21 protein-coding genes are annotated in these 13980 nt (G+C 52.3%); all 21 read right to left on the reverse strand.

Going from position 1 to position 13980, the window contains the following annotated elements; translation table 11 throughout:
• Positions 1 to 10: 10 nt before the first annotated feature.
• Complete coding sequence (locus SK47_RS12735; protein WP_048244378.1) at positions 11 to 460, reverse strand: gp53 minor capsid family protein; 450 nt, start codon at positions 458 to 460, stop codon at positions 11 to 13.
• 12 nt (positions 461 to 472) lie between these two features.
• Complete coding sequence (locus SK47_RS12740; RefSeq protein ID WP_048244380.1) at positions 473 to 1738, reverse strand: hypothetical protein; 1266 nt, start codon at positions 1736 to 1738, stop codon at positions 473 to 475.
• 2 nt (positions 1739 to 1740) lie between these two features.
• On the reverse strand, positions 1741 to 2667 hold the full coding sequence (locus tag SK47_RS12745; RefSeq protein WP_048244382.1) for a phage minor head protein: 927 nt from the start codon (positions 2665 to 2667) through the stop codon (positions 1741 to 1743).
• Positions 2627 to 3976 (reverse strand): anti-CBASS protein Acb1 family protein, encoded by a 1350-nt coding sequence (locus SK47_RS12750; protein ID WP_048244384.1) that lies wholly within the window; start codon positions 3974 to 3976, stop codon positions 2627 to 2629. Before SK47_RS12750 ends, SK47_RS12745 begins: the two co-directional genes overlap by 41 nt.
• A 55-nt stretch (positions 3977 to 4031) precedes the next feature.
• Positions 4032 to 4205, reverse strand: coding sequence for a hypothetical protein (locus tag SK47_RS23950; RefSeq protein ID WP_156172558.1), 174 nt, complete (start codon positions 4203 to 4205; stop codon positions 4032 to 4034).
• Between the two features lie 62 nt (positions 4206 to 4267).
• Positions 4268 to 5515, reverse strand: a complete 1248-nt coding sequence (locus tag SK47_RS12755; RefSeq protein WP_048244386.1) for a PBSX family phage terminase large subunit — start codon at positions 5513 to 5515, stop codon at positions 4268 to 4270.
• Positions 5512 to 5967, reverse strand: a complete 456-nt coding sequence (locus tag SK47_RS12760) for a DUF2280 domain-containing protein (protein WP_023300389.1) — start codon at positions 5965 to 5967, stop codon at positions 5512 to 5514. Before SK47_RS12760 ends, SK47_RS12755 begins: the two co-directional genes overlap by 4 nt.
• 30 nt (positions 5968 to 5997) lie before the next feature.
• On the reverse strand, positions 5998 to 6636 hold the full coding sequence (locus SK47_RS12765; RefSeq protein WP_048244389.1) for a putative metallopeptidase: 639 nt from the start codon (positions 6634 to 6636) through the stop codon (positions 5998 to 6000).
• A 3-nt stretch (positions 6637 to 6639) separates the two neighbouring features.
• Positions 6640 to 6846, reverse strand: a complete 207-nt coding sequence (locus SK47_RS12770) for a hypothetical protein (protein ID WP_048244392.1) — start codon at positions 6844 to 6846, stop codon at positions 6640 to 6642.
• A 155-nt stretch (positions 6847 to 7001) separates the two neighbouring features.
• The gene (locus tag SK47_RS12775) at positions 7002 to 7526 is read right to left on the reverse strand and encodes a Rha family transcriptional regulator (RefSeq protein ID WP_048244394.1); all 525 of its coding nucleotides are present in this window, start codon (positions 7524 to 7526) and stop codon (positions 7002 to 7004) included.
• A 301-nt stretch (positions 7527 to 7827) separates the two neighbouring features.
• Positions 7828 to 8022: a hypothetical protein gene (locus SK47_RS24350; protein WP_044489031.1), complete on the reverse strand. Its 195-nt coding sequence runs from the start codon at positions 8020 to 8022 to the stop codon at positions 7828 to 7830.
• Positions 7973 to 8251 (reverse strand): hypothetical protein, encoded by a 279-nt coding sequence (locus SK47_RS12785; protein ID WP_048244396.1) that lies wholly within the window; start codon positions 8249 to 8251, stop codon positions 7973 to 7975. The genes SK47_RS24350 and SK47_RS12785 overlap by 50 nt, the downstream gene beginning before the upstream one ends.
• Complete coding sequence (locus tag SK47_RS12790; protein ID WP_023296427.1) at positions 8248 to 8790, reverse strand: glycoside hydrolase family 108 protein; 543 nt, start codon at positions 8788 to 8790, stop codon at positions 8248 to 8250. Before SK47_RS12790 ends, SK47_RS12785 begins: the two co-directional genes overlap by 4 nt.
• Positions 8791 to 8792: 2 nt before the next feature.
• Complete coding sequence (locus SK47_RS12795) at positions 8793 to 9068, reverse strand: phage holin family protein (RefSeq protein ID WP_001514184.1); 276 nt, start codon at positions 9066 to 9068, stop codon at positions 8793 to 8795.
• Positions 9065 to 9466, reverse strand: coding sequence for a putative holin (locus tag SK47_RS12800; RefSeq protein ID WP_048244398.1), 402 nt, complete (start codon positions 9464 to 9466; stop codon positions 9065 to 9067). Before SK47_RS12800 ends, SK47_RS12795 begins: the two co-directional genes overlap by 4 nt.
• Before the next feature lie 483 nt (positions 9467 to 9949).
• Positions 9950 to 10639: a bacteriophage antitermination protein Q gene (locus tag SK47_RS12805; RefSeq protein WP_048244400.1), complete on the reverse strand. Its 690-nt coding sequence runs from the start codon at positions 10637 to 10639 to the stop codon at positions 9950 to 9952.
• A 296-nt stretch (positions 10640 to 10935) separates the two neighbouring features.
• Entirely contained in the window at positions 10936 to 11577 is a 642-nt protein-coding gene (locus SK47_RS12810) for a recombination protein NinG (RefSeq protein WP_048244402.1), read from the reverse strand.
• Positions 11570 to 11884: a hypothetical protein gene (locus tag SK47_RS12815; protein WP_048244403.1), complete on the reverse strand. Its 315-nt coding sequence runs from the start codon at positions 11882 to 11884 to the stop codon at positions 11570 to 11572. The genes SK47_RS12810 and SK47_RS12815 overlap by 8 nt, the downstream gene beginning before the upstream one ends.
• A complete protein-coding gene (locus SK47_RS12820) occupies positions 11877 to 12047 on the reverse strand; it encodes a NinE family protein (RefSeq protein WP_048244405.1) in 171 nt (56 codons plus the stop codon). The genes SK47_RS12815 and SK47_RS12820 overlap by 8 nt, the downstream gene beginning before the upstream one ends.
• Complete coding sequence (locus tag SK47_RS12825) at positions 12040 to 12489, reverse strand: recombination protein NinB (RefSeq protein ID WP_047642420.1); 450 nt, start codon at positions 12487 to 12489, stop codon at positions 12040 to 12042. The genes SK47_RS12820 and SK47_RS12825 overlap by 8 nt, the downstream gene beginning before the upstream one ends.
• A 213-nt stretch (positions 12490 to 12702) precedes the next feature.
• Positions 12703 to 13932 (reverse strand): hypothetical protein, encoded by a 1230-nt coding sequence (locus tag SK47_RS12830; protein WP_048244407.1) that lies wholly within the window; start codon positions 13930 to 13932, stop codon positions 12703 to 12705.
• Positions 13933 to 13980: the final 48 nt, after the last annotated feature.

A 13980-nucleotide genomic window follows, 5' to 3' on the forward strand; every position in this document is an offset into this window, starting at 1 on the left:
TGTCCTTTTGTTACGCGCCAGCAGCGGCGGCAGTGCCAACGCGCATGCGCACGCGGATGAAGTCGGTGGTGCTGGCCGCGATGGTGTATTCATCCTGGCTGTATCCGATCACTGAATCAGTGTCATCGGTTGCCAGGGTAAACTGACCGGCAGTGCCCAGCTTGATCGGGCTGTCTTTTTTATACGCACCAGGCAGGCAGCGCAGCGCCAGCTCACGACCTTCTTCGACGTAGTTGCCGACGGCGAAATCACCCGACGGGATTGCTTCTGTGATGGTCAGTCCTTGGTGGTAACCGACATCGATGATGTACAGGCGGCCGGTCAGCGCAGTGGCCTGAGCAAACTTATCTGAGGAGTTGATGGTTGCCGCAGTGCCTGGAAGTAGCTCGGCGGCCGTGGTGCGGGTTTCGGTCTTGTACAGAGACTGACCGTCAATGTTAACGCGACGATAACGTGGCATTATTCCGGCTCCTTATTTGAAATATTCGGCAGCAGATGGCGCGCCGGTTTCTTTGTGTTGCTGTGCGTTGTTGGTGCCCAGCGGAGCAGCTTCGCCCAGCGACTTGTACATCGCGTCCAGAGCATCGCCTGACAGCGCGTTGGCAATCACATCGCCATGTTTAGCGGCTACCGCTTCACGCTTCGCCTTCTCTTCGGCGCGTGAGTTGGCAGTCAGGGTTTCAGCGAGCTTGTCCTGGTTAGCCTGCAGGCCGGTGATCGCATCCTTAATCGGATTCAGGGCATCGGCGAAGTTAGCGGCCAGGCCTTTGCCGATTTCGCTGATCAGCTCTTGTTTCTCTTCAGTGGTTAAAGGCATGTCGCCCTCCGTTTTGTGGTTTGGTGCAGGCTTTTCCTGCGGTGTGAAAAGAGATTTAAATTTGTTGGCAACTACGGTCACCCATGATTCCTGGCGAGCCACTGCCGTTCCGGTATCGTCGAAGGTGATAGCACCGCCTTCAGACTTGTAACCAAACACCTCTGCGTTTCCGCCGTTACGGATGATCACAGCCTGAGAGTCAGTGAAGTCAGCCACCCAGGCGTATTCATCTGGCCCGGCTGCAAACTTAGCTTTGGCTGCCCGGTCGAGTCGCTGCTCCCGCTCACGGTAGGATTCGCCCACCAAAGCGCCTGAATTGGCCCTCAGCGGCTGCGCGAGGTCTGCGTTGACCATCAGGCCTACTCCCTGCTCCGGCGTCGCTGCGCCCACCTCATGCAGCAGAATGGCGTCATGGTCCATGCAGTGGATCTTCGCCACCCATCCAGCACCGGTGGCTCGCTGTTGCTCGTTAGGCTCAAGCTGGTCGAGGAAAGCTGCGACGCTGGTATGAATCGGCGGTACGTCATCACCACGCTCGATAGCTGCAACGCGCTCCAGTAGCTCTCGCCCGCCTTCCGACTCTTCAGCTCGAGCCACATCCACCCATTTTTCTACGTAGATACGATTGCCGGACTTCTTAACGTTACGATTCCACGCGCCTACGTAGCCGACGTTAAGACCTTCAGGAGAGAAGGCCGACACGAACTGACCGTTAACCTGTGGATGACCCAGCGGCGCGAGCGTGCCTTCCAGCCCCTGATAGTGGGCGTTGATTTCATCTTCTGTGTACAGCCCGCCATTCATGACGACGTTCGCCGGCAGCGTGTAACTCGGAAGCACCAGATGCTCGCGATCGTTGTATGTTTCGCGCCTGATAGACTGGCTGTTCACCTTCGTGGTGATATTGACCTGCATAGGCATAGTTATTTCTCCGCCCAGGCGTAACCGCGCGCCTGCATCGATTTATATTCCTGTTTGAGTTTCGTGATGGTGTCCGGGAACTGAGGTTTGCCGTCGTCATCGACCAGAACTGACTGCTGGCTGCATTTGCAGTTGATGGAGTTGCCATCTTTGCTGTACCAGGCACGCACCTCTTCGTTGGTGTAAAGGTGGGCATGGCGCACTGCGTGGGTATGTCGGGTTGTCGGTGACAGAGCCGAGATGTGAACCAGAAGCGTTTTAAGGCCGTAAAGGTCATTCGCCTCCTGGTCTTCATCCCACTTAGCCCGGCGCAGCGCGGTAGTCACTTCAGTTCGTGCAATACGGTTTGCCCTGCGCTTCTCGATGCCGGTCTGGTGCGTCAGGTTGCGGGCAATGTCCAGCGGATTGAGACCACGGCCAACGCCATCAGTCAGCACACGCGCCATGTCGCGCTTAACGTCAGCCGTCAGCCCCTTCATTTCCTCAAATACACGCGCATGCACCAGCGCCATTCGTTGCTGGTACGGGTCGCTTGCGAGGATGGACGCCAGCGACTCACGCCCTGCTGCATACACCGGGGATTGCTGGCTGAGGTTGTAGAACGACTGCCCGGTCCCTTTCTCCGAAGCCAGATCGATGTACTCGTAAAACCACAGGTCGTAGTCTCCACCTTCAAGCAGCACCTGATCAACCAGGTAACTGGCATCGTTCAGGATGATGGAGAGTAGCGTTGGGTTTAGCTGGTATTCGTATCTGGCGTTTACTGCAAGGGAGGAAGGTATTTTGTCGAGTGCTGATTTGTACGCTTTGCCAATTTTATTCATCCGCCTGGCGAAGTCTTTCATTGCCCGGCGTTCCAGCGCATCGGCCCCGGTCGGGTCCTGATAGTTACGCGGCAGAATCGGTGGCTTCGTCTTCTTCGTCGCCATCCTCTTCTCCTAAAGGCTCTTCGTCGTCATTGTCATAGCCCGCAGCCGTGCGAATCTCTTCACGGGTGAACGCGGGTTCATCGCCGCTGCCCTGCATGGTCTGGTTAATCTCGCCCATAGTCTTGGCGTTGGTGAGCTTCTCAGTACCGGTCTGTTCGTTCAGGTCATCCCAGATAACTGCTTTCTGGCTGACTGAATTGACGATCTGCAAGTCAATAAGCTTGTCGCAGAAGTCCTCTATCTCGAAAGCGAGGTCTACTCGGCGCGACTGACAGCGAGCATTAAAGTATTTCTGGTCTTCAGTGCTGGACCGCTCAGCCTGCTGGTTACCAACCAGAATGCGCGTAGGAATATCAACTCCTGCGGCGGCTGTTTGCAGGTTTACGTTATAGGTTGGAGACGGATCAGAAACCGGAGAAACGAGGGAAGTTACGCTGGCCCCCTGGAGAGAAAGCAGCACATCATTTCCGCGATTCATCTCGCGAGCAGCGTCATTAAATTTATCCTGCAACTCATCTACTTTAACGCCGTACATAGATGCAATGCTGCCAAAGTCGATTTCCTTGTCGAAACTAAGTGCTAACTGGCGAGCGGCGTTCTTCAGGAATGACTCACCAGACCCGCCCTCTACCTTCTCCAGGCTCACAAAGGCGTTATAAGCTGGCTCAAGGAAGCCAATAGCATCGTCTGAGTAATCACCAAGGATGAAAACGCGGTCGGGATGGATATTAACGCGGCGGCTTGAGCCATTCGGCAAGCGTTCGGCGTACTGCCACATTTTCGGCTGACCGTACGTATTCGAGTTCAGGCCAGTGTCCCACTCGCTCACCGTGAGCGATCCGGCCCACGCCACAGATATTTTCTGAAGACCTCGCCCTTTGGTAACCGGAAGGCTCCAGTCTTTTTCGTCGCGGACGTGCAGAAGGATTCCTGCATAACGACCGACAAGACGGCGACGGTCCGCCTCAGAGAATGAGCGCCAGAACCGGTTGGTGAATACCTGTTTGGACTTATTCTCCCAGGCGGTTTCTTTGCGCTTTTTGTCTGCCTGATCACCCTCGATGATTTCCGGGTTAGTCTGCCAGCACTTGCCCACCAGTTTCTCTACTGCGCCGTGGGCAATACCACCGCGTCGGTACAGGGCATAAAGGTTTTCGTAGGTTACCTGCTCAGGGAAGCCATACTCGCACCATGCTGAATGGCGCTTATTATCCAGCCCCATCGTCGGTGCCATCAGACCCATACGGGCGCGCGCCATACGCGCATCGTTCAACGCATGGTTGACGGCGAGAGTTAATTTGTCAGTCATGGGTTATCCGTTGGTGGCGTTAAGGTATGAAAAAGGCCACCGAGGTGGCCTGAAATTATTGGTAGCTTTTCAGCTTTATAGTATCGCCCTTAAATTGCTTCTGAAGAGCCTCTAGCAGAGCTGCTTCCGTCTTCCCATTAGCAAGAACATCGCTTAGCTTTACCTGATTGCCAACCGTTGAACCCTTCGCGATACGCTGGAAAATGACGTTTTTAAAATGATGCTGCATAACTATCTCCTTGTAAGTACATCATTAATAAATAACGTCAATTCTTGGTGAATCTTTAATTTTTAACGCAACCTTTTGGGAATCATCATCCCTGCCATCTGGCCCTTGCGCTTAATATGTCCGTCAAGGCTGTAGCGGACTCCGTCCCAGCAGTGCTCATAGCCATCGGCGAGTTTCGGCAATACCTCACCAGTGATGCGGTCCGTTTTGTACGACCACATACGAGCCTCGCGCGCCACGTTCTTGCAGCGCGGATGGATAATGATTTCGTCGAAGCCGCGAAGATGTGCGATGCCGTCCTCAACGCTCCCCTGCCATTTCTCGGCAGCTGAGATATTAAAGCCCTGCCGTTTGAGATAGCTGATTGTCTCAGGCCGTGCTGAGTCGGCTTTAATGGGCCAGTCACGCGATCCGGGAATTGTCTCATACAGCTCTGGCATGTGGTCGAGCTCTGTCTGCTGCCCGTATGCCTCGTACTCAATGTACAGCCGGTTATGCAGGATGAACGAGCGCACCAGAGTGTTCGGGTCTTTAGCGAAACCGAAGTCGGCTCCGAAGAACAGGCGATCGGCCTCTTTCCATAGGCTTTCCGAGAACTCAGCGATCCGGTATTTCCCGGCCAGCACCTGCTTATCGGAGTTTTCAAGGTAAGCGCCTTCCCACACCCAGGCGTATGTTGCCGGGTCGAGGCGGCGCTGATCATTCTGTCGCTCACCTTCAAGCACGTCCGGAAACCACGGGTTATCCGTGTAATTCATCTCAACGGTGATGCAGTCGTCGCCTGCCTCTTTGCGGAAACGCTTATCCGTAGCGCTACCGTCGCGCTCCGGGTTCCAGGTCACCCATATCTCCGATCCCTCTTCACGCACAGTAGGGCTCAGTTTCTGCCAGGCTATTTCGCTTACTGATTCAGCCTCATCAACCCAGCACAGCAGGATGCGCGCTTTCGACTTGATGCTGTCGAGGTTATGCCGCAGACCGCAGAATACGTAGTTAACGCTTTTGTCGATGGTGCGGATGTACTTCTCGCCGATGTCAAAGTTAGCAGCCAGCCATGGCACTGACAGGATCGCCTGTTTAACCTCCTGCATGCTCGACTCTTCCAGCGAGTTCATGAACTCACGCGCGCAGAGCACCACGCCGCTTTCACCGTTCATCATCGACTGATACGCCTTTACGGCTGTCATCAGTGCGAATGTGCGCGTCTTGGCACTACCACGCCCACCATGCGAGCACCGGTAACGCTTATTCACGGCGGTGAACAATGGTGCAAGCTTTGCGGGGATCGGCAGTTGAACGGCGTTACTCATGCTTTCGGCTCAACGGGTAGTAGCTGGATGATTGTCGGTTGCGGAGTCATGCTGCCATCAGGGCTTGTATGCTCGACTTTCTGGCGATTGGTGTAGGCATCGCCCATTTCTTTGGCGGCCTGCTCGATAAGTTGAGAGGTCATGCCGTAGTTCTTCATCTTTTCAGCATTGGTCGCCATTCGGTCGAGAACGCGCAACCGGTACGCTTTATTTGCGATCGGGATGTCGGCGATCTCATTCTGGAATCGTTTACGGGTGGCGTTGAACAGGTCAATCCACTTCTGGCTCAACTTGGCCGCCATTGCGTTGCCGGGCGTATATTGCGACACCTGCTGGCGTGAGACATCGATGCCATATTCAGCCTTTACAAGCTCAATGACTTTAACCGGGGTCTCGTAGCAGGCGAGCGATTGAACGATGAAGGCTTTAACCTCTGTCGATAATGCTGCCATCGGTTACCTCCATGACAATCCTAATAAAGTCTATGCCAGCTTCAACATGCACGTCCCGCATGACCTGGCTATTTCGAGGTGAGCCACTTCTGCTGGCGCATTGGCCGCATCAACGAGCTCCTGTACTTCTTTGCTGGCACCGTATCGACGTACGACACCAGTGAATTCTTCGACGTCGTGGCCGCGTAGTGTAAGCACTGGCTGCCCGGTCTCTTTGTTGAACTTAGGCGCGCCGAAATCATCGGTAGCCTGGGCAATGTGGTAAAGCTCATGCTCTACCAGAGCGCAGAATTCCAGGTCACTGCATTGTGAGCAGTAATCTGCTGCCAGCGTGATGATGAACTTCGGGATGCGCCCGAACCATTCATGCATCTGCTGTTCCATTCTGGCTTTCTGCCAGCCACCAGCGCGTAGCATTACCTGTTCAGCCTGACCGAGTACGTAGCGCCCTTTCTTCGTGAACGAGTCAGACGCCCACATGAAGCAGAGATCAGCCTCTAACAGGTGCCCATGGTCTGGGTTATGGATGCCGCCGGTATCGCTCAGGATTTGTCGATTTATCCACTCATGCACTTCATTGGCTGGGATCAGTCTGGTGTATGGCTGCCAGTTGTCGGAGGCGATGAAGTTAACTGGCGGATAAGGCCTGCGCTCGTCATCGTTAGCCATTGGTTACTCCGTTGTTTGTTCAGTCTGCTCTGCCGATACAGGCGTGAACTCCACGCGCTTCACATCGGCAGGAGCGAAATACAGCCATTGGCCCGTCTCGGTCGCCAGCGGCACAAAGCCGTTAACCAGCTCAGGCTGACGTCGTGACATCTTGCCCGTGAAGGTTTCGCCTGTTTGGGTGGTTAACGTGATTTGGTAGATGTCGGACATGATTACCTCTTTGCCTTGTCGCAGCGGTTGCCCTGCTTCTCAGAAGTGCTTAGCCACTTACGGCTTACCCGTCAGCAAGATGTGATCACCATCCTTGCGGGGTTACACAGATCATTATCGAAGCCCCTCAGTGAAGAGCTTCTGTAATGCCGCGATCAGCCAATAAGTAATTCCGGCTGCGTTACCTGCATGATGTGCTCATGTTCGAGCCTCAGCACGCGCTTTTCCTTCTTCCGTTCGTTCATCAAGCGGCTGCCGATCGTTCCCTTCAACTTTGAGCGAGTTTCTTTGATGGCGTAGCGGTGCTGCATTTCTTCACCCATGGCCAGACGACGGCTAAGTTGCTCAGACATCCAGTTGAACGCTGAAATGTAGCTTTCTTTGATAGCCGCAGCAGCTTTCCCGGTGAATCCCATCACAACCATGATCCAGCCATCTTTCGTCAGACTATACATCGGGCGAACCTTACCCTGCTCATCGATATAATCAGCCGACGCAAAATTGCGTTGGCTAAACTCTCTTGAGCAATCGGCCTTAACCTGCTCGATTTTCCTGAGCACATCACCGTGTCGCTTTCCGAAGTACGTGGCAACTTTTCTGGATGTGGTAATGACCTCTCCGTTTTTGGCTTGCACCATTTCTCGGAAGTCGAAGGCCGGAATAACTGACGGATTATTCATAGCGTATTTACCTTTTAGAAAGTGAGCCTGTCTCACAGAAAAGCCGCCCGAGAGAGGTCGCCACCTGTAACGGTTTTTCTCAGGCTCGCTTACTGAAAGGCTCTCGTTTAGATGCGCGTGAGATGCGCATAAAAAAGCCCCGCGGATGCGAGGCTGTGAGAATTTGCTACGGTTAAAGTCCAGAGGAGAGACTGTGTCAGAACCTCAGGGATGAGGCTCTATTTCCCCTGTGTCTGCTTATCCCATTCCTCGCGGAACCTGGATGAGTTGTCGAAACCTTCACTGCACTGGTTGGCTTTCATCACTTTGCACCCGATTCTTTTGTTTTCTGGCAGTTCGCCTGCCACGCTTTGTTATGCGCGAGGATGTCGCGCTTCGTCTGGCGGTCAAGAACATCAATGTCGTGATCAGTAAGGTAGATTGGCTTTACCCAGTCACAGGCTGTATCAACCACCACCGGGACGCTTCCACGTGTCACGCAGCTCGCGATCAACATCGTCATCAGCCATGCGGTTAACATTCTGCTGTACATTGCTGGCCTCTTTCGTTGCTTCTACACGGCGTTCGGCTACTGACTCAATGGCTGCTGCCTTTTCTTCTGTGCGCTGCCGGTCTGCTTTTTCTTCAGCCTGTTCACGACCGCGAAAAAGGCCCACACCAAACGCACCAAGCACCATCAGGATCGCAACTCCGATTGCCGCCAGTACAGATTTAAGTGTCGTCATAGGCTCACCCGCTCGCGCATCCAGCCATAAACGAATGACTCGTTAGCCGGCCGCTGCTCTGCCAGCTCAAGATAACGCTGGCCCTGGCTACAGTTCAGTGCGCGAAGCAATACGATTTCCCCTTCTCCGCCTCGTTTCGCCAGGAAGGACTTCAGCGCGCTGATGCTACGCGGGCCGATCTGTCCGTCGGCGATCAGATCCGGATAGAACTGCTGCTGGTTATTGAAAACGTTCAGCCAGCGCTGGAACCATTTAACCTGCACCGATGGCCCCATGTTCACACCGGTATCGCAAAGTTCGGCGGCAATGGAAGGGGATACTTCTGCCACCTGATCAAAGCGCGGGCCATACCAGTAATCAGACTCAAGGATCGCCAGAGCCTGCTCACGTGTAAGGTTTCGCATATCACCGGTATAACCATGCGCGCGGGCAGTTGCCTGAGTAATTCCCCAGTTCGTTGGTCCGCCCTTATCATTCGGGTGATCAACATAACCGCCCTCTTTGCCGAGGATGGTGTTAAAGATATCGTCTTTGGTCATGGCTATTCCGTAATGACGACCTTCGCCAGGTTCCCGCGCGCCAGCCACACCGCCATGCAGATGACGGAGTTAAGCAGCAGATCGCCGAGGTTAACCTGAACGTAGTGGCCGAGCAGAATGTTGAAGGCATTGAATCCTGCGGCAAGGATGACCAGATAGGCCAGTACCGCGACACTCAGGCGATGACGCTTTCCCTCTTTACGGAAAAACATCAGCCTGACCATGATTAACAGGCAAACTATGGCGTTTGCATCCATCAGAAGAAGCTGCCATGTCATTTATCTTCCTCCCCCAGCCCCGGCATCTTCCCGCTTTTGGATTTGCGGAGAATGCGCAGCAGGACTGCCACGGAAATGGAAGCAGTGACAATTGCACCGACAGCTGGCGATACTTCAATGCTGGCCGGTGGCTTCATCAGGCTTAACGGCGTGTTGATGATTCCGGCCATGATTTTCGCCATGGGTGCGGAGAAGAACACGCCACTGATAAACGATATCAGCGCAAAGATAGCCTGCTTCCAGAGTTGATGGGGATCTGAGGTCAGAACGTATAGCGCCGTTCCGGCGAGTGATCCGAGCATCACTGCTGGAGTCGCCTCCGGAAACAGCGTGGCAAAGGTTACACCGACTGATGACGATGTAAGACCAACGCCTACGATAGTGAAGGTCTCAGACATATTTATTCCGTGTGTAGTTGGTTCAGGCCCTCGGGACGATTTAACAAGTAGGCGTGTCGATGATGGTTCCCGGAGCCTGAAAATAAAAAAGCCAGCGACAGGCTGGCAATGTGAGGATAAGGCAATGTCGGCTCTCTGGCCGAAGTGTCCCAGGTAGTGGGTTCTGTGTGTGGCGATCGGACTCGAACCGATACTCAGGTTCAGCATTAGCATCATGCCTGCCCTGCCGGATAACCGGTTGATGCATTACTCTACCCATTCAACCCGCAAGCGGGAATTGAGTTACACCACAACGGACAGAGCACTGAGCATTTCGTTGGCGCTCCATGCTGCTGCGTGGATTGGGTTACGAGCCCTTCACGCCAATGCTCTTTCCTGTTGTGTAGAACGAAAAAGCCCAAGGCGTTAACCTCGGGCTTAAATTCTTGTGTCGACAATCAAAGCTATGGCGACGATATCAGATTTACATGAAATATATGCGTTTCAGTTCGGTTTTGCAAGACTTACATCTAAATTTGTCGCCTTTTGTTGTGAACGTGATCGCGTTACTGAGATAAGCGCACCGCTATCGAGTCGCTTAAAGCTGTTACGCATAGCCAGCCAGTGAGGCAGATAGGTTTCTGTCCAGGTGGATTTCGCCACGCCCGCCAGTTCCGCGAGCGCCTGATATTCGTACGTCTCACGCCCCGCCATTTCCGCTTTCACATCCTGCGCCGCCAGCCAGATAAGTTTCTTCAGGCGCTCCATCGTCTTGCCCGCCACTTTCTTAGCGCCGAGCTGCTCCCTGAACTCGGCCCACGCCCACTGGGTTATCGCCACCTGGTATTCGAAGCGGATATTCTCGCTGTAGTTCCACAGCAGCCATGCTTTCTGGTGGCCTTCCAGCGACAGGACAGCGCGGCGCCACGATGCAGTCACGAACTCAACCGGGCCGACCAGCGCGATAGATGAGCCTTTGGCGCGGGACTGGGTGCCGCTCATCGGCGGGCCGTCCGGGTTGACCATGCGTTGCTTATCCTTGTCGAATACCTTTTTCCGGCCCCGACTGCGCGCCGTCGCGGTGAATTGCGCGTTCTCAGCGAAAGCTACCAACTGCCCTTTCGTCGCACCGCTGAGGTCTGCGGTCGCCACAATGAGCTGCTGACGTACGTATTCCAGTTGCTGACTGTTCATGCGGCTTCCTTCTGTGGCTGATTGGTTTTGGTCTGGCTGTGCTTTGCTACTGGTGGCAGATTGGCGCGCTTAACGCTTTCTGCCTGGTACTTTTCGAAATCAGATCTGGTCATGATTCCACCACTCCCGTGCTGACTTTCTGTATTCAGGGTTCTCTGTCTGACAGATAATTTCCGCTCGATCGCCGCTTATCAGCTCGCGAGCTTTCGCATACAGCCTTTCTCTTTTCGAAAGCTGTGTCGTTTCATACCAGGTGCTGGCAACGAACTTTCTCGCTTCAACTGGAGTGAATGTCTTCACGCTGCCTCCCGCTGTTTCAGTGCTTTGAGCTTGGCGCGGTACTCATCGCGGATCCGGATGAAGTCTTCCCGGCGGTAGATGGTCATTTCGTGGGGGCCATTGAGCCAGTCGACGTAATCCTGCCCGTAACGAGCGACCAGGCCAGCTTCGTATTGCTGCGCTACGGTCGCCTCCTTGGCGGTGTACTTGCCCGCTCCGGCATTGCATGACTTGCACTGCTTATGGGCATTGCGCTCTTCAAAGCGCAATTCAGGGTTAGCGCCTACAGTCTTGAAGTGGCCGCAGTCCCATTGGCCGCCATGCAGATCAGGCGGATTGGTCTCACCGCAGCTGATGCATGGCAAATCAGCATCGCGCGCGCGGATGTACGCATTGAATGCCTGCTGAGCCTGGGCTTTGTAGTACCCGGCAGGCCGTAGCTCTGCCAGGCGTTCCTTGCGGCGTTTGCGCCCGGCCTTCTCTGCCTCTTTCTGCTCCTTGATGCGCTTAGCGGCGGCTTTCACCTTCTCCTTCTCGCGTTCTTCCATTGCGAGGATTGCGCCGTGTTCCGGGCAGCACCAGCGGATCCGGATGTCATGGGATTTCGGCACGAAGTATTCGCCGCATACTTTGCACTTACGGCGGGATGGTTTACGCATGTGACTTCTCCTTTTCTGACTGGATTTCATCAGAGAAGTCACCGCCTTCGATTGGCATGAGGCTTTTTGCCCTGAAAATCGACATCCCACCAGAGCTTTTCTTGGTGTGGGTGTAAACAGATACATCGCCTTCTACCACCCAAACGAACTCAGGCGTCTTGGTGACAAGCGCGTATTTTTCCCCATCAGGAAATTTGTAAAATTCTCCACTTTTGATAGCACAGACCAAAGTAACTACCCTTCCAACTTCATCCGTGTTTCCGGAAGAAATAACAACCGCCATGCCGCCAGCTTTTAATTCACGCATGATTTCTCCTCGCTGCGAGACGCAGCCATTTCTGATCGACCAGGCGGGCGGTGTAATCTTTAAAGGTCGGGATTTCGGACGGCTTAACCGCGGGCTTACGCTGGCGGCGTGCCGGAACGCGGAAGATGTGATTTGTGATGACGCGTGCGAGAGGATTACCCATGGGAAGTCCTCCACTCTTGCGCCCAGGCGATGCGCTTACTGGATGCTTCGGAGAACCTCACACCGCGGTCGGTGCCGAACCAGTAAATCGCCTCGATGACATCGACCATGTAGCGCTTGCTGGATTTGGATGTGCGGACGCCGAAATAAACGCGGCCGCCGTTGATGCCCGGCGCGGATTTCTGCTCCTGGTCCTGAGTCTGATTCACCAGAACGGTGATGAGGTCCTTCCATTCCTCGCGGGTCAGCTTTTCGCCGTGCCAGACAACCTGGTCAGACAGGTCCTTCAGCAGCGGCCACATAAGACGGTTTTGCTTATCGGTTCGCGTCTCTTCCCTGGCCTCGACCACCATCGGCGCGCGAGGGTTTACCGGCAGGGTGCGAATGTACGCGATGAGGTTCTCTTTAACGGTGTCATTGACGATGCAGTAGTGCTGCTTCATACGCCACCTCCGAGAGGTAACGCAGAATGAAGAAAATCGCAGGTGCATTTCTGCATCTGTGACAAGGTGAGGAGTTCAGATTGTGGTCGCATTTAAGTCCCCTTAAATGCGCAGAAGTCACCAGAGTTGTTCAGGCTCCGGTGACATGATTATGGCGGATTGATTATGAAAAATCAAACATACCTCGAAAATGAGAGCATGACGATGTGATTGCTATTTTTTGATAATCTTATCAGCTAAATTGGCCAAAGCCTCCATCCCATCGAACATTGAGGGGATATTGTTTTCATTTGCCTGTATTGGACTAAATATTACAGAGTCGAAGCTATCAAGAACTTTTCTCACATTCGTATTATGCTCTTTCCTATATTTGACATAATTATCAATAAAGGAACAAAGGCTGAGTTTTAAATCTATCTGTAAAAGTTGCGCACGCAATGACTTTGCTTCTAAATAAGACAATCTGAAAAAATAGAGCATAACCATTTCCATGGTAACAAAAGGTAAAAGTACTTGTAACACATTATACCCTTGCGGAACTTTCTCAGGAAGGAATACATGAATTAAAAGTATTATTAAAGGGCATATAAACATGCACCCAAACAAATTTTTATAAGCCACTTCCGAACTTCTTAATTCTTCTTCTTTCTTATCTTTTATCTGACTAAATCCTGAGCTTAGACCTACGAAATTATATTTTGTTCTGAGTTTAGAAACCCTCTCCTCAAGGGCTTGTACCTCCTCTAATGACTTGCCAACATCATTAGCCAATTTTTTTACTTCCTCCGCATCTTTTTTGATAGCGTGAACAATCGTGTTAAACCTTTCACTTATCGATGATAAAGACTCCTTTGTAAGAGTTTCTATCCGAACTTTACTTTCTGCATCTCTTATGACTTCAGATTTGATTGAAGCTTCTTTATATTCATTATAATTCGCAAGGAAATCTTTAGCCTCCATAAATCGTTTACTTGTTAACACCCACTTCATAAGAGCATACGGCATCTTCTCTTTAATCCATAAGAGATTCTTTTCATTTTGTGCTGAGTGGATATAATATTGAACGAGTTTGTCAATTTCTTTATCACTAATCAGATGTGATAAATTACCTGTCCAGAAATAATACTCATATAAAACCTCGACAAGTCTAGAAACAAACAAGAATTTATCATCCATGAAATCTTGTACTGTGAAATAAAAACCCAATGCATTATTACCTTGACAGTATTGCGTATTATCATCCAACGACACACTACTATTTTCCACCAAATTATAAAACTCGCGCCAGAGAGCCAACAATTTCCCAGAAAAAAACTCACCACCGCCAACATCACTATTGTATTTTCCGGAATCATAATTTCTCTGATCTGGAACATTTATTAATAGGTAGCTGTTCGTTTTCTTCAAGTCACTAATAACTTCATTTTGTATATAGAGTCCCATAATCCCTCAAAATTTAGTAAATAAATTGCGCTGTAATTTATCCAATTC

Origin of the sequence: Enterobacter sp. BWH52 (genome assembly GCF_001037565.1) — a bacterium.
Classification (GTDB): domain Bacteria; phylum Pseudomonadota; class Gammaproteobacteria; order Enterobacterales; family Enterobacteriaceae; genus Enterobacter; species Enterobacter hormaechei_C.